This is a genomic window from Streptomyces sp. 4F14 (assembly GCF_048159485.1).
Lineage (GTDB): Bacteria > Actinomycetota > Actinomycetes > Streptomycetales > Streptomycetaceae > Streptomyces.
Window position 1 is genome coordinate 1 of the sequence record NZ_JBLRVY010000004.1, and the last position, 14,481, is coordinate 14,481.

At 69.4% G+C, this 14,481-nt stretch carries 13 protein-coding genes and 1 pseudogene; 8 read left to right on the forward strand and 6 right to left on the reverse strand.

The window, feature by feature from the left end; all coding sequences use genetic code 11:
* Positions 1–328: pseudogene (locus ACLZOT_RS06985) on the reverse strand (hypothetical protein); the annotation flags it as partial.
* Positions 329–550: 222 nt separating this feature from the next.
* Between ACLZOT_RS06985 and ACLZOT_RS06990 the strand changes: the two are divergent.
* Complete coding sequence (locus tag ACLZOT_RS06990; RefSeq protein ID WP_416967864.1) at positions 551–955, forward strand: SH3 domain-containing protein; 405 nt, start codon at positions 551–553, stop codon at positions 953–955.
* Here the strand turns inward: ACLZOT_RS06990 and ACLZOT_RS06995 are convergent.
* Together ACLZOT_RS06995 and ACLZOT_RS07000 are read right to left on the reverse strand one after the other, a co-directional pair.
* Positions 949–2,067: a transposase gene (locus ACLZOT_RS06995; RefSeq protein WP_416967865.1), complete on the reverse strand. Its 1,119-nt coding sequence runs from the start codon at positions 2,065–2,067 to the stop codon at positions 949–951. The genes ACLZOT_RS06990 and ACLZOT_RS06995 overlap by 7 nt on opposite strands.
* 581 nt (positions 2,068–2,648) lie before the next feature.
* A complete protein-coding gene (locus tag ACLZOT_RS07000; protein WP_416967866.1) occupies positions 2,649–3,332 on the reverse strand; it encodes a GntR family transcriptional regulator in 684 nt (227 codons plus the stop codon).
* A 128-nt stretch (positions 3,333–3,460) separates the two neighbouring features.
* Between ACLZOT_RS07000 and ACLZOT_RS07005 the strand changes: the two genes are divergently transcribed.
* The 3 genes from ACLZOT_RS07005 (at position 3,461) to ACLZOT_RS07015 (ending at position 6,389) form a co-directional block, all read left to right on the forward strand.
* Positions 3,461–4,129 (forward strand): YbhB/YbcL family Raf kinase inhibitor-like protein, encoded by a 669-nt coding sequence (locus tag ACLZOT_RS07005; protein ID WP_416967867.1) that lies wholly within the window; start codon positions 3,461–3,463, stop codon positions 4,127–4,129.
* 123 nt (positions 4,130–4,252) lie between these two features.
* Positions 4,253–4,792, forward strand: a complete 540-nt coding sequence (locus tag ACLZOT_RS07010) for a YbhB/YbcL family Raf kinase inhibitor-like protein (protein ID WP_416967868.1) — start codon at positions 4,253–4,255, stop codon at positions 4,790–4,792.
* A 202-nt stretch (positions 4,793–4,994) separates the two neighbouring features.
* The gene (locus ACLZOT_RS07015) at positions 4,995–6,389 is read left to right on the forward strand and encodes a zinc ribbon domain-containing protein (RefSeq protein WP_416967869.1); all 1,395 of its coding nucleotides are present in this window, start codon (positions 4,995–4,997) and stop codon (positions 6,387–6,389) included.
* Between the two features lie 612 nt (positions 6,390–7,001).
* Here the strand turns inward: ACLZOT_RS07015 and ACLZOT_RS07020 are convergent.
* From ACLZOT_RS07020 to ACLZOT_RS07030, 3 genes are all read right to left on the reverse strand, one after another.
* Positions 7,002–7,439, reverse strand: coding sequence for a pyridoxamine 5'-phosphate oxidase family protein (locus ACLZOT_RS07020; RefSeq protein WP_416967870.1), 438 nt, complete (start codon positions 7,437–7,439; stop codon positions 7,002–7,004).
* Positions 7,440–7,685: 246 nt separating this feature from the next.
* Positions 7,686–8,132, reverse strand: a complete 447-nt coding sequence (locus ACLZOT_RS07025) for a hypothetical protein (RefSeq protein WP_416967871.1) — start codon at positions 8,130–8,132, stop codon at positions 7,686–7,688.
* A 257-nt stretch (positions 8,133–8,389) separates the two neighbouring features.
* The gene (locus ACLZOT_RS07030) at positions 8,390–9,529 is read right to left on the reverse strand and encodes a helix-turn-helix domain-containing protein (protein WP_416967872.1); all 1,140 of its coding nucleotides are present in this window, start codon (positions 9,527–9,529) and stop codon (positions 8,390–8,392) included.
* Positions 9,530–9,639: 110 nt separating this feature from the next.
* Here ACLZOT_RS07030 and ACLZOT_RS07035 point away from each other — a divergent pair, with 110 nt between their 5' ends.
* From ACLZOT_RS07035 to ACLZOT_RS07050, 4 genes are all read left to right on the forward strand, one after another.
* The gene (locus ACLZOT_RS07035) at positions 9,640–10,698 is read left to right on the forward strand and encodes a ferredoxin reductase (RefSeq protein WP_416967873.1); all 1,059 of its coding nucleotides are present in this window, start codon (positions 9,640–9,642) and stop codon (positions 10,696–10,698) included.
* Between the two features lie 9 nt (positions 10,699–10,707).
* Positions 10,708–11,826: a fatty acid desaturase family protein gene (locus ACLZOT_RS07040; protein WP_416967874.1), complete on the forward strand. Its 1,119-nt coding sequence runs from the start codon at positions 10,708–10,710 to the stop codon at positions 11,824–11,826.
* A 426-nt stretch (positions 11,827–12,252) separates the two neighbouring features.
* Entirely contained in the window at positions 12,253–12,858 is a 606-nt protein-coding gene (locus ACLZOT_RS07045) for a lytic polysaccharide monooxygenase auxiliary activity family 9 protein (protein WP_416968309.1), read from the forward strand.
* A 377-nt stretch (positions 12,859–13,235) separates the two neighbouring features.
* On the forward strand, positions 13,236–14,447 hold the full coding sequence (locus tag ACLZOT_RS07050; protein ID WP_416967875.1) for a PucR family transcriptional regulator: 1,212 nt from the start codon (positions 13,236–13,238) through the stop codon (positions 14,445–14,447).
* Positions 14,448–14,481 lie beyond the last annotated feature (34 nt).

Below are 14,481 nucleotides of genomic sequence, written 5' to 3' on the forward strand. Positions count from 1 at the left end.
GCCAGGCCGCCAGGCCGCCAGGCCGCCAGGCCGCCAGGCCGCCAGGCCGCCAGGCCGCCAGGCCGCCAGGCCGCCAGGCCGCCAGCATGGTCACCAGAACACCGACAACGGCCGCCACCAGGACCGCCGCCGACGCGACGACCAGCAGCCCGTCCGGATTCTTCGTGTCCCGGAGCCGGTTGATCAGCGTCGTACCCGCGAAGTAGTGCATCAGATACAGCGGATACGTCAACGCCCCAGCCGTCACCAGCCACTTCCACCGCACCCGGTCCGTCGCCCCCAGCGCGATCACCACCGTGGTCGGCAGGAAGACGGTGAAGATCAGCACACAGACACATCAGATCGAGAAAGGAGAGCACCCGTTGCGGCCTTCGCGTAAATCTCACCGCCAGCAGCCGGTCCGCGGCCTCGGCCAGCCAGCAGCACCCGCCGTGAAGGCGGCGTCAGGTCAGTTGCGTGTCAGTTGCGTGCGCCTTTCCTGGGCGGGCTTCGCGGTCACTGCCACAGTTCAGGGAGTTGCAGCGATACGTCACTCAGAGGAGGAAACGTGATGGCGAACTACCGGTCCGTGCTGACGAGGTACGGGCTCGCGTCTGCGGCTGTGGCCGCGCTCGTTGTTCCGTTGACGGTAGTCGCAACGGCAGCGCCCGCGTCCGCCAACGCGCCCTGCGGCTCTGCTCGTCCCGCCGACAACGACAACCGCGCATACGTGAACCAGACAGCGGGCGTCAGCGCGAACATGCGCAACGGCTCCGGCACAAGCTGCCCCATCGTCGGCTGGGTCGACAACCAGGACCGCATGGACTACCACTGCTGGACCTACAACTCGACCATGACCGCCACCTGGACGTACCTCAGGAACGTTACCGACGGAACGTACGGATGGGTGAGCGACTCCCTGCTTCCCGTCCGCGACGGCGTCCCCGGTTCCAACGTCCGGTGCCCCGCCTACTGACCCGAAGACCCCAGGGACAAGGTGGTGTCCCACCACGTGGCGGGACACCGTCCGACAGGACGCGACCGGTCTCCGACGACCAGAACGAGCCGGGCCGGCTGCGTAGCTGTCAACGAGTGTCGCTGGTCGATGAGTTCGGGGCTCCGTCTCTGATCCGGGGGTGTCAGCCGGTTGATCATGGTGACGTTGCCCTCGACTGCTCCCGAGGTGAAGGTGACGGTCAGGGCGGCGGGTACGGCTGCGCGGTCGAGGGTGCGGAGCTCGCACTGTCCGCCGAGGCGGATGCCGGCGAGCCAGACGCCGAGGGCAAGATGCTCGCTGCGGCGTTCACGCACCATCGCGGCCAGGCGCCGGGCGCATTCGGTGGTCGTGGTCAGGGCGGGACTGCGTTCGCACAGCTCGCCGAGGCACTGGCGCCCGGTCTCGGTGAGGTGCCCGGGCCGACGCATGATCCAGTCGGTGACCCGACGGACGGTCGGTTGGGGCAGCGGAGCGTCCGTGGGGATCGTCCCGGCGCGGTAGAGCCGCAGATGCCGACGGACGGTGCTGACGTCGCCGCGGTGGCCCAGCTGCTGGATCTCCCGGGTGAGCGCGGCAGCACGGGTGCAGCCCTCCGTCCACCGGCGATGCAGACAGAGCCGATGGTCGTCGACCGCGCTCGGGCGGTCGGTTGCCGCGCCGAGAAGCTGCCCGGCGTCGGCGGCCCGGGCGAAGCGTGTGACGGTGCCTCGGCTGAGGCGGAGTTCACGGGCGATGGCTCGCAGACTGCCGCCGCGTTCGATGCGTTCGTGGATGTGCCGGTGGCGTTCGCGGGTGCAGGCGACCAGCGGCCGCAGCCGCCCGTGCACGTCGAGTTCGCCCGGGGCGGCGGGGCTGTGCAGCAGGTGCCAGGCATCGGCAGCCCGGCGGGCCTGTGGTGCACCGGCGCGGGCGCCGTCGCGGAAGGAGCCGGCACCGTCGCGGCAGACGACCCTCACCTCAGCATGTCTGCGCAGCCGGCCGGCGAAGGTGTGCGCAGTGCGGTCCGCAAGGACATCGCCAGGGCGGCAGGTGGTCATGCCGGCGAGGACCGCCGCGCAGGGACGGCCGCGCCGCACGCCGAACTCGTCCACGTCCGGACACGGGACAGGCTCCGGCTGCGGGACGGGCCGTGCGCCAATGAGCCAAAGCAGCGTGCCCGGCACGTCCGCCCAGAAACAGGGCGATGTCCGTGAGCTGGGCGGTGAGGGCATCCGTACGGCGTGCGTGTCGACGGGTCAGGTCCGGTGTCTGCCCGGCGGACGTCCGCCGCCCGCAACTGCCGTCGCCGCGGACGAGACGACGTGCCCGCAGCCGGAAGGAGGAGGTCAGCGAGGCGAACCACCTCCCCCACACCGAGGTGATGCCCCCCCCTGCTCGTGATCGTCACGCACCCCGGAATCAGAGACAGAGCCCAAGAAATGGACCAGAGCCCGTTCACACGTACGAAGCCACCCTCCTTTCATGCCGACCTCAAACGCATCGCACACCTCAGCACAGCACACCTGCTGAACCTCCGATCAAGACAGCGGCCGTTGTCGACGTACCTCAACGCTCCCCTCCGTGAAGGATCCGTCAGGGGAAAGCCGCTGTCCGGGACGCACCGCCACCGACATCGCGGGGCGCACCACCCGGTCGTTGATCTTCCGGTCGATGCGCTCCGCCCACGGGCGTGTCACACCGGGGGGCCGGCCAGGACGGCGGCGGTCACCGTCAGGTGCCGGGTGAGTACGCCGGCCGCCGTGCCGGCGTCGCGGGCCAGGGCAGCCTCCTCCAGCTGACGATGCTCGTCGGCGGCGTCACGACCGGGCGTGTGATGGGCCGACCAGCGGCGGCCCAGTTCACTGGCGGTCCACATACGGTCGAAGGTGTCCAGCAGCACGGGATTGCCACACCCCTCCAGCAGGGTGCGGTGGAAGGCGCGGTGGGCTTCGGACCACGCGGCGCTGAGGTATCCGCCCTCCTCCGGCACGTACAGAGGGGTGCGGGCGAGGCGGTGGTGAGCGGCACGTACGCGTGCCTCCCAGTCGAGGTTCCCGCGCTCGACCGCCAGCCTCAGCACGACGGGTTCGACCGCGCGACGGGCCTCGGCGATCTCCTGCCAGCGACGGTCGGAGAAGGCGGGGACGGCGAAGCCGCGGTTGGGCAGCCGCTCGGCGAGGCCCTCACCCACCACACGCACCAGAGCCTCGCGCACCACCGCGAGACTCACCCCGTACCGGCCGGCCAGTTCCTGGGGTTTCAGTGGCTCACCAGGCTCGAACCCGCCACGCAGGATCGCCTCCCGCAGCCGGCCGTAGACCTGCTCGGACAGCATCTGCTTTCCGGAGGCAGGAGGATCTTCGGAAGTGTGAACCATACGCCCAGTATAGACAACCCGATCAATAATCGATTATTCGTGTTATCGTCGATGAAGAAGAGGGGCTGCGCCGTTGCGGCGAACGCCCGCACCGCCCTGTTTTTTGCAGATCACTCCAGGGAGACCCCGTGAGAAAGTCCCTTCGCGCACGCGCCACACCGGCCGCCACCACAACCGCCCCCGTGGCGGGCCTCGGCGCTACGACAGCCGCCGGGACCGGGAACAGCCCAGCTCACCGCTCGCACCACGACAGCCACGGCCGCACCGGGATCCGCCGCAGGATTCCGGTGACCGCCGAACGGTCCCGGCTCTCCAGCCCGGACGTGCGCAGCCGGAGCCGCATCCCCGGGACCGCCCGGGCGGACGGCTTCGGCTGCACCGGCGGCAACCAGCCGATACGACCGCGGCGGAAGACAGCGCCGAAGACCGCGCGCGGCTACGCGGTGTCCATGCAGGACCCGGACGCCTCCACCGGCAGCAGCTTCCGGCACCGGATGGCCCGGGACATCCCGGCGAACACCACCGGCCCGGGCCGTACCCCGCCGGCCGGCGCGACATCCCGCACCAACGACGGCCGCCGCGCCCGCTACGCGGGCCCGCGCCCGCCGGCCGGGGACATCACCCACCGCCACCGGATCACCGTCTACGCCCTGGACACCCCGAGCCTGAACCTGCCGGCCACCAGCACGCCGGCCGTGGCCGCCTTCACGCTGAGCAGCCACATCATCGGCTACGGCCGCATCACCGCCACCGCCACCACCGCCACCGCCACCGCCACCGCCACCGCCCAACGCTGACCCGGACCGGACCGGACCGACCCCACCCGGCCCGGCCCGGCCCCTGACCGGGCTGCCGCTCCGAACCATCAGGCACGGCGGTCCCAGAAACCCGTCCCTCCATCCGAGAAGGAAAGCGACACGATGAGCGTCAACGACCCCCTTGCCGAGCTCCCCGACGTACCGGGCTTCACCGTCACCAGCACCACCGTCGACGACGGCGGCACCTGGCCCACCGCGCAACTCTCCGGCATCGCCGGCATCCCCGGCGGCAAAGACATCTCCCCGCACCTGTCGTGGAACGGCGCCCCCGAAGGCACCCGGAGCTACGCCGTCACCGTCCACGACCCGGACGCCCCGACCGGCTCAGGATTCTGGCACTGGGCCGTGGCCGACATCCCCGCCACCATCACCGAACTGCCCGAAGGAGCCGGCGACGACACCGGCCCCGGCCTGCCCGAAGACGCTTTCCAACTGCCCAACGACACCCGACTCGCCCGCTTCGTGGGCGCCGCCCCACCCCCCGGCCACAACCCGCACCGCTACCTCGTCGTCGTGCACGCCCTCGACGTGGACCACATCGACGTCCCCGCCGACAGCACCCCCGCCTACCTCGGCATCACCATGACAGGCCACACCCTCGCCCGAGCAACCCTGACCGTCACCACCAAAACACCCGCCTGACACCCCGCAAGCACAACCACACACCCCCGACCACAGCGCCCCCGGCCCAACACCCCCGCCCCCGCCCACGCCGCTCCACCCGACACCGAACACACCATTCCAGGAAACACACAACCACCCAGACACACCGCAAACAATCCCACCCCGCCCCCCCACCCCACCAAATCCACACCAACCCCACAACAACAACCACACCACACGAATGCTGCTGTCGGCGTGCGACGGACAGCAGGCCACCATCGAACGCACCAGCCACCCCGCCCACGCCCTCCTACGCCTGCAACTCCCCACCCGCCCCGACCCTCAGTCCTACCGGGACTGGACGTGGGTCGCCTGCCCGATCAGCCTGCCGCCGACCGTCCCGGCCGGTGCCGTCCTGCACCTGCCCACCCTCCGGGTCCACCAGGGCCGGGTACGCGCCGACCTCGCCTACACGCACGCCGTACCGAAGACCGCCCGCACCGGACACACCATCGCCCTCGGCGTCGACTGGGGCCTCAACACCCTCCTCAGCGCGGGTGCCGTACGCCTCCACCCTGACGGACGGATCACCGAACTCGGCACGGGGGCGCAGTTCCGGGCCGCCGGAGTCCTCGCGAAGCAGCACCGGCTGCGGCGCCTGTCGCAGCACCTGCACGCCAAGGCCGATCAGTACCAGCGGCTCACCGGTGGTGACGAGCGGCATCCGCTCACCGCTCGGCATGCGGTCCTGACTGAAGAGATCCGGTACGTCTCTGCACGCCGATCGAACCTCAACGACGCTCTGGCGTGGTCGGCGGCCCGCTGGACGGTCGACCAGGCCATCACCGCCGGGGCGAGCGTCATCTACGTCGAGGATCTGCGGTCCATGGAGGCCCGGGGCATGGGCCGGACCATGAACACCCGCCTCTCCCAGCAGATACGCGGCCGGATCACCGACCGGATGCGGCATGTGGCCGCCGAGGCGGGGATCGCCGTCGTCACCGTCCCCGCCCGCAACACCTCCCGGCACTGCCCGCGCTGCCTGACCCCGCTGCGGCACCGCAAAGCCCCCGACCGGCCCACCACCCCCGGATGGAAATGGGCCCTCTGTCCCCGCCGGGAATGCGGCTGGCAGGGCGACCGCGACCACGGGGCCTGGCTGGGGGTGCCCCCTCTGGGGGAGCATCGCCGCACGCGGCCTCACCCACCAGACCAGAACCGTCACCGACCGCACCAGCAACACCCTCGTCATCCGGTCGGTCGTGGACAGCCTCGAAGCCGGAGCCGTGGTCACCCCGACCACCCCCGCAACCAGCCGGAAGGACCGGTCGAAGACCGGACCCACCCGGCACCCGACCCCACGCCCCGCGCCCCGCGCCCCGCGCCCAGGCGACGCAGGACGCAAGGTCCGGCGGGCAAGCGTCCGGAGGGACACGCGTCAACGGACCGGAGAACACTGCCCCGCGCAGCCCACCGGCACCAGAACGTGACCACGATCAGCACACCCATCACCGACCGACACCGGCCACGAGGGACAACGCTGGGCGCGGGCTTCCACCTCCACGCCCACGCCACCCCTCCACGATGGGCAGAAACCGCGCCAAACCCTACAGTTCGCACAGGCTCGCTCAGCTGACCAGAGACGCTCCGGTACAGCGAAAAAGACGAGGACACCGGTGTCACGACCAAGACACTCAAGCGCTTCGCCTTGGTGGACAACCGCTTCATCGCCGTGCAACTCGCCGCCGACGCGATCGAACAGTTCCTTGAGTGGCCGTGACCACAGCGGGTCAACACCCCCGGGAACGATGGTGTCGAGGTACTCGCCCTGCCGCAGTGGCTGCCCCGGCCCGGGACGACGTGTGCCATCCTCCGCGCCGACAGTGGTCCAACTCCTCGCACGGGCCGGGACCTTCGGGCGAGGACATCGACGCCTTCGTGGAGGTAGCGGCAGCCGACAGTCAGACGGACGCCGGCGTCGCGTGCCAGGCAGTTCATGCAGACACACTCAAGGCAGTGAAGCCCGTATCAGGGCTCGCGCACTCGGGAGGGTTTCCCGGTCAGACAGCAGGGCCCGATGCGCAGGTCGGAAGACCATGGACGGTCCACCCACGTCCGCGTCCAGGACCGGGTACGGCGCCGACGACGGCCCGGCCATGCTCGTAGAACCGTCCTTCAGCACCCGCCCCCGAGCACCGTCAACTACTCCGCCACCAGGAGATACACCCAGCGAAAGAGGAATCCGGCACTAGTCGAGCGTCCTGCGGAAGTCGAAGGTGTTCCACTGTTCGGGGCGCATGTAGATCGCGACGTTGTCGGTCGCGGACTCCTCCGTCGCGTTCACGTAGTCGGTGGCGGCGGTGTCGCCCATGTAGCGCGCAGCCATGTCGAAACGCTCTTGCTTGGAGGTCGGTCTGATCTCGGTCACCGGGCCTTCCACCGACGCATACCGGTAGTCCTCGACTTCGGCCACCTGCGCGCACAACGCGAACCGGCCCGCCTGCTTGATGAGCCGGGTCTTGCGTGCGCCGGGGGAAGTGATCACCTTGACCAACCCGCCCGGCTGGTACTCGTACCAGATCGGGGTGGTCAGGGGGGCGCGTTCCGGCTCGGCCGTAACGCTCAGGATTCCGACATACGGTTCCGCGAGGAAGGCTTCTCGTTCCGCTCGGGTCATCGGACGCATAACCGACAGATTAGCCACCCCTGGGTGTACTCGCCGCCTGATCCGCCTCGGTCGCCCGGCACAACCCGCACTCGGTGTCGTCGCCCTGAGCGTGCCGAGCCTGTCGAGCCGGTGCCTGGAGGAGGGTTCATCTGATCGGCTCGGCCAGGCGGGCCTTCCGACCGGCGCCGAGGTGGCACCGGTCGGATCGCCTTCATCGCCGTTCCAGGCCGTTCCGCGCCATACAGCGGCCCCGGAGCAGAGCGCTCACCGCCTGATGTTCAGGCAGGCGGGGCTGGTCGCCGCACCGTCCGCATGGATCCACGCGGAGCAGACCGAGTCTCCGTCCGGCAGGTCCCAGCTGCCGTTCCAGTCGAGGTGCGAGGACTCGCCCGAACGCAGGGTGACCGTCGGCCCGTCGAAGTTGATGTGGCCCCACTTGCTCCAGACGTGAACGTGCCCGGTGACGGGGTTCGCGGTGCCCAGGAGCGCGACCTCGAACTTTCCGCTGGCCCGGTACACGTGTGTGCTGGATCCGCAGACCCACACCGTGTTCTGGCCGCCGCCGATGTTGTGGCTCCCGTTCTTGCAATCGTCCTGCGCGACGGCATGAGCCGAGGGAGCAGCTGTTTGCGCTTGCGCGCTCGAAACAGTGAAGGAAGCGGTGAGAGCGACGGTGGCGAGAACGCCCGCTGCTGTACGGAAGATACTCATCGAAAACTCCACAGGTCGAGTGGTGAATGGACCGGTTCCCCCCGGTCCACGGCGACGGGGAAACAAATGCACGCCCGCGTTCCGGTTCCCTGTATTCACAAGAGCGAGTATCCGTGTTCCCTCGATGGGGTATCCCTTGTCGAGGGAAGGGACTTCACTTCGATCGCCTCGCCGCACGCCTCTTCATCGCCCAGCCCGCGCCGAATCCATGGATCCGGGGACTGTCGGCAAGCGGTTGTGGGCGGGCGAGGAGCGTGTCAGTCGGCCCGCAGGCCGATCGCCAGTGTCAGTTCGAGGACCCGGTGCGGTGATGCGAGGTCCGGGAACAGTTCCCGGAGTTGTGACATGCGGTAGCGGACGGTCTGGGGATGGACGAACAGTGCTGTCGCCACGTCTTCTCGTCTGCCCTGGTTGAGGAGCCATTCCCGCAGCGTCTCCTCCAGTCGGCGCGCGGTCGCGGTGGGCAGGCTCTGCAGCGGGGCGAGGGCTCGGGTGCGCAGGTCTGCGAGTGCGTCCACGTCGGCGCTCAGCACCAGTTCGGGGAGGTGGTCCTCGGTGTCGCGGATGTCGGAGGAGAGGGAGCGGGCGCGGGCGGCGCGGGCGTACGAGGCGCAGGCGCGGGTCCATGGCCGGGCCGGGCCGACCACGGCGGTGCGGCCGGTCAGCAGACGCAGGAGGTGTGGTCGGTCCGCGTCGGGCACGAGCAGGACGCCGGTGGCGTCCGGCAGGTCGTCGAGGACGAGGGTGCCCGGGTCGAGCGCGCGGTAGGCGGGCCGGGCCTGGGCGGCGGGCAGCAGGACCGCGGTAAGCGAGGCCGGGGGCTGCCATCCGGCCCGTTGGGCGGAGGCCAGCAGTACGTCGGGGCTGGCGCCGGCGAGGAGGTCGCGGGCCAGGTGTTCCAGGTAGCGCTCGCGGGCCCGGCCCCGGGCGGCCAGTTCGTCGGCGTGGCCCGCGGCGCTCGCGGCGGAGAGCTCGTCGATGTAGGCGAACGTCAGCTCGGCGAACTTGGCGACCTCGGCGGCGGGCAGACCCGCGGGTACGGCGCCCGCCGCCAGGCATCGCCAGGCCACGCGGGCGCCGACGCGGTAGGCGCTGAGCAGGGCGTCCATCGAACGGCCGTCCCGGACCTCGCCGCGCCCCAGTTCGTAGGCCGCGTCGCCGCCGTCGCCGCCCGTGGCGTTGCCGCTCGCGAGGTCCAGGTAGTGGCCCAGAGCGGTACGGACAGCTCCGCGGATGGTGCCGCCCATGCGGCCCGAAAGGGCGCCCGCGTAGGGGGGAACCTCGTCGATGATCGCCTGGACCACTTCGTCGGCGGTGGTCCTCAGCACGGCCCGAAGCGCGGTGACCGTCGTCTCGTCCAGGGTCAGTTCGCCGGCCTTCCGGATCGCTTCACTCATGCTTCGTCCTCTGCCCCGGTCCGTTTTTTGTTCTCTGCGAACAAAACAGTCGGCAAGATTCACATCCTGCGGTCAGGATTTTACGCCTGAGGGCACAGCAAGCTTGAGCCATGACGAGTGCAGCCCTTCGCAGCAGGGCGTGGAAACTGCTGGAGATGGTCACGACGCCGCTGCTGCCGTCGGACTACCTCGACCTGGCCAGTCCGTTGCGTGCGGGCGCCGACCTGCGTGGGCGCGTCGAGGCCGTGCGCCCCGAGACGGGTGATGCCGCGACCGTCGTGATCAGGCCGGGGCGGGGCTGGCGCGGCCACACCGCCGGTCAGTACGTGCGCGTCGGGGTCGACGTCGACGGGGTGCGCCTGTGGCGTGCCTACTCCATCACCTCGCCGACCGGCCGCCCGGACGGCCGCGTCACGATCACGGTGAAGGCCGTCCCGGACGGCAAGGTCAGCAACCACCTGGTCCACAGGGTGAAGCCGGGTGCACTGGTCCAGCTGGAGCAGGCGAGCGGTGACTTCGTGCTGCCGCAGGCCAAGCCCGCCAAGGTGCTCTACCTGACGGCCGGCAGCGGCATCACGCCCGTGATGGGCATGCTGCGCGACACCGAGTTCGACGACGTCGTCATGGTCCACTGCGCGCCGCGGCCGCACGACGTGATCTTCCGCAGCGAACTGCACGACCTGGTCGCGGGCGAGAAGCTGCGGCTCACCGAGGTGCACACCGACACCGACGGCAGGCTCGACATCGCCCGTCTCGACGAACTCGTACCCGACTGGGCCGAGCGCGAGACCTGGGCCTGTGGGCCCGCGGGCCTGCTCGACGCCGCCGAGAAGCACTGGGCCGAGCACGGCGTCCGCGAGCGCCTGCACATCGAGCGCTTCCGTCCCGCCGTCGTCGTCACCGGCGACGGTGGTGGTGAGGTCACCTTCAGCACCACCGGCAAGACCGTCGACGCGGACGGCGCCACGCCGTTGCTGGACGTCGGCGAGGAGGCGGGCGTACTCATGCCGTCCGGGTGCCGTATGGGCATCTGCTTCGGGTGTGTCACGCCGCTCAAGGCGGGCGCCGTCCGCGACCTGCGCACCGGCGAGATCACCGAGGCCGAGCCGGGCGTCCTCATCCAGACCTGTGTGTCCGCCGCGGCGGGCCCCTGCGACATCGAACGGTAGGCGTACACCTTGACCGCTATCGACCCCACCGCCCACCTGACCGCGGAGCAGATCGAGGAGCTCGGCCGCGAGCTGGACGCGATCCGCGACGAGGTGATCGCCGACCGCGGCGAGAAGGACGCCGCCTACATCCGCAAGGTGATCGCGGCGCAGCGCAAGCTGGAGCTGGTCAGCCGGGGTGTGCTGCTGTTCTCGTTCTTCCCGCCCGCGTGGGTGATCGGCACCGCGGGGCTGTCCGTGGCGAAGATCATGGACAACATGGAGATCGGGCACAACATCCTGCACGGCCAGTGGGACTGGATGCGCGACCCGAAGATCCACTCCACCACCTGGGAGTGGGATCACGTCTCGCCGGCCGAGCAGTGGAAGCACTCGCACAACGAGCTGCACCACACGTACACCAACGTGATCGGCAAGGACAACGACCTCGGCTACGGCATCATGCGCGTCGACGAGGACCAGCGGTGGCACCCGTTCCACCTGGGCCAGCCGCTGTGGAACTTCGTCAACGCCTGTTTCTTCGAGTACGGCATCGCGGCGTACGACCTGGAGCTCGGCAAGAACCTGCGCAAGAGCCGCCGCAAGAACCCGGAGTTCCGCGCGCGGGCCAGGGCCGTGGGCCGCAAGATCCGCAAGCAGGTGCTCAAGGACTACGTGATCCACCCGCTGCTGTCGGGGCCGTCGTTCCTCACCACGCTCGCCGCCACGTTCACCGCGAACCTGGTCCGCAACGTCTGGTCCCACTCGGTGATCATGTGCGGGCACTTCCCCGAGGGCGTGCAGGTCTTCGAGCGCCGGTCGATCAAGGGCGAGACCCGGGGCCAGTGGTACCTGCGGCAGATGATGGGTTCGGCGAACATCAGCGGCAGCAAGGCCATGCACTTCATGACCGGCAACCTCTCCCACCAGATCGAGCACCACCTCTTCCCGGACCTGCCGAGCAACCGGTACGCCGAGGTCGCGGTGAAGGTGCGCGCGCTGTTCGAGAAGTACGAGCTGGAGTACGTCACCGGGCCGCTGCCCAAGCAGGTGTTCTCCGCGTGGCGCAAGGTCGTCCGGCTCTCGCTGCCGAACAAGAAGCCCAGGACCGGGACGCCGGACCGCGAGCAGGAACTCGTCGCCGCCTGACGCCCGGTACGGCTGCACCGGCGGCACGGGCTGGTGCGCCCTGACACTCCCCCGGGCAGGCAGACCTCCAGCGCCTTGCCCGGTGGGGCTTCACGGGCCGCCTCCTCCCGATGTCTCATCCGGCTCGGACACCTGGTCACGCCGGGAGAGGGCGGCCTCGCCGGCCAGGCGCACCGGTCCGGGCCGTGCCCTCGTTTCCGGTCTCATGAACAACTCCGGCTCCCGGTTCACGTCGGATTCCCTGTTCGCCGTCCGCCTCTGTAACCAAGCCCGCCCGCTTCATTGACATCCCGCTCAGCAGTTCTACGTTGGGAGCGCTCCCATAGCAGCTTTCGCAACTGGAAGGAGTCCCCCCACATGCGTAAGAAGAGTCCGCTGACCGGGCGTTCGCAGGCGTCTCACCGCCGGCCTCTCCAGGCGCTCGTCATGCTGTTCGCCGTGGTGGCCGGCGCTCTCGCCTGGTCGGCCCCCGCCCAGGCCCACGGCACCATCGTCGGCCCCGCCACCCGTGCGTACCAGTGCTGGAAGACGTGGGGCAACGACCACCTCAATCCGGCCATGCAGACCCAGGACCCCATGTGCTGGCAGGCGTTCCAGGCCAACCCCGACACCATGTGGAACTGGATGAGCGCGCTCCGCGACGGCCTCGGAGGCCAGTTCCAGGCACGGACCCCCGACGGGACACTCTGCAGCAACAACCTCTCCAGGAACGCCAGCCTGGACAGGCCCGGAGCGTGGAGGACCACCACCGTCGGCAGCAACTTCTCGGTCCACCTGTACGACCAGGCGTCCCACGGTGCCGACTACTTCAAGGTCTACGTCAGCAAGCAGGGCTTCAACCCCAAGACCCAGAACCTGGGCTGGGGCAACCTCGACTTCATCACGCAGACCGGTCGCTTCGCCCCGGCGAACGACATCACGTTCCCCGTCCAGACCTCCGGCTACACCGGACACCACATCCTGTTCGTGATCTGGCAGGCGTCTCACCTCGACCAGGCGTACATGTGGTGCAGTGACGTGAACTTCGGCTGAGCCGCACAGCACCGCACACGGCACCGGCCAGGCCCCGTCAGGGCAGCGGACCCAGGTGGTCACGCTGACCCGGCGGGGCCTGATCGGATGAGTGCGCCGAACTCCCCAGCCCTGTACACCTTCAGACGTTGATCCTCGATCAGCGGTATTCATCCCGACGGTGCCGTCCGGGCCGGCACAGTGGCGGTCGGGTTGTCCAGCCGATCAAATGATCCGGATCTCGACTTTGTCAGGTTGACATCATGAAGAGATGCCTATGAGTCAAATCCTGTCGCGGAGCAAAAATGACAGACGTCAGACGGCTGAGAATCTGCCATTCTTGAGGGAGTCGTGTACCGGACGCATCCAGTGATTCGGAATGACGCCAGGGGGAATCGATGCCTGATCAGCATCCGTATGTACCCGTTCCCGAGGAATGTCGGCAGGCCCTCGCCGGTCGGCTGACCTATCTGACCGAGTCCGTTCTCAGTGAATTACGGGCCACTGAACTCTCCTATCGGGACGGCACCATTCCGCCGGTCGAGCCGCCCATGTGGATCAGCAGGTCGGTGGGTGCCGCGCTCGATGCCATGTCCCTGGAGTCGGCGGAGGAGATCACCGGGACGCTGGCCGTGGCCCGGACGACGGGGGCGCGGCGGGCTCGGCAGGGAGTGCCGATCACCGCGCTCACCCGCGCTTATCACGTCGGTGGGCGTCTGATCAATTCGACGGTCGCTCAGTGGGCCGCGGAGCAGGGGTTGGCGGCGGAGCAGTCGGCCGCCTTCGTGGACACCGTGCTGAGGGTCGCGGAGCAGCACAGTCTCGCCGCGATCAATGCGCATCAGGAGTTGCGGCGTTCTTCGCCGACCGTCTCGGCTGCGGGGACTCTGCTGCACGCTCTGCTGAACGGTGAGACCAGTGCCGTGGTGGCGAGTGAGCTGGGGCGGGAGCTGGCGTTGCCGGAGAGTGGCCGGTATGCGGTGATCGCGTTGCGTCCGGGGCTGCCGGGTGGGCCGACGTTGCCCTTGGCCGAGCTGCCGACGTGGATCTCGGGTCTGCGTGCCGTGTGGCAGTCGCATCACGATGTCACCTTCGGTGTCGTGGTGCTGAAGGACGCCGCCCCCGGGGTGCTGGACGACGGTCTGTCGGCCGCGGGTGTGCGGGTCGGGATCAGTGCCGCGGTGTTCGGTCTCACCGAGCTCGGCCGGGCTCGCCGCCAGGCCGAGCTGGCGGAGCGGACGCTGGGCCGTGGGACCGGTGTGGCGCTGTTCGAGGAGCGTCTGACGCAGGCGATGCTCGCCATGGCGCCGGATGTGGCTCTGCAGATGCAGTCCCAGGTGCTCGCTCCGGTGCTGGAGCTGGACGAGGCGACGCGGGACGTGCTGCTGGAGACGCTGCGTGCCTGGCGTACGGCCGAGGGGTCGATGGCGGAGGCCGCCAAGGCTCTCTACTGTCATCGGAACACCATCCTGTACCGGTTGCGCAAGCTTGAGCGGCTGACCCGGCGTTCCCTGTCGTCGCCGCACGACATGATCGAGATCGTGCTGGCGGCGGAGGCGTTCGAACTGGCGCACGGTGTGGGGTCGGTGCGCCGGGGAACGGGGGCGTGACCGTTTCCTTGGGTCAGTTGGATATGACAACCTG

What these genes read in the sequence shown, in the direction of transcription:
- ACLZOT_RS07010 (WP_416967868.1), top strand. Translation starts at nt 4,253, where the DNA reads ATGAGCGTCAACGACCCCCTTGCCGAGCTCCCCGACGTACCGGGCTTC.
- ACLZOT_RS07015 (WP_416967869.1), top strand. Translation starts at nt 4,995, where the DNA reads ATGCTGCTGTCGGCGTGCGACGGACAGCAGGCCACCATCGAACGCACC.
- ACLZOT_RS07050 (WP_416967875.1), top strand. Translation starts at nt 13,236, where the DNA reads ATGCCTGATCAGCATCCGTATGTACCCGTTCCCGAGGAATGTCGGCAG.
- ACLZOT_RS06990 (WP_416967864.1), top strand. Translation starts at nt 551, where the DNA reads ATGGCGAACTACCGGTCCGTGCTGACGAGGTACGGGCTCGCGTCTGCG.
- ACLZOT_RS07025 (WP_416967871.1), bottom strand. Translation starts at nt 8,132, where the DNA reads ATGAGTATCTTCCGTACAGCAGCGGGCGTTCTCGCCACCGTCGCTCTC.
- ACLZOT_RS07020 (WP_416967870.1), bottom strand. Translation starts at nt 7,439, where the DNA reads ATGCGTCCGATGACCCGAGCGGAACGAGAAGCCTTCCTCGCGGAACCG.
- ACLZOT_RS07030 (WP_416967872.1), bottom strand. Translation starts at nt 9,529, where the DNA reads ATGAGTGAAGCGATCCGGAAGGCCGGCGAACTGACCCTGGACGAGACG.
- ACLZOT_RS07045 (WP_416968309.1), top strand. Translation starts at nt 12,253, where the DNA reads ATGCTGTTCGCCGTGGTGGCCGGCGCTCTCGCCTGGTCGGCCCCCGCC.
- ACLZOT_RS07035 (WP_416967873.1), top strand. Translation starts at nt 9,640, where the DNA reads ATGACGAGTGCAGCCCTTCGCAGCAGGGCGTGGAAACTGCTGGAGATG.
- ACLZOT_RS07000 (WP_416967866.1), bottom strand. Translation starts at nt 3,332, where the DNA reads ATGGTTCACACTTCCGAAGATCCTCCTGCCTCCGGAAAGCAGATGCTG.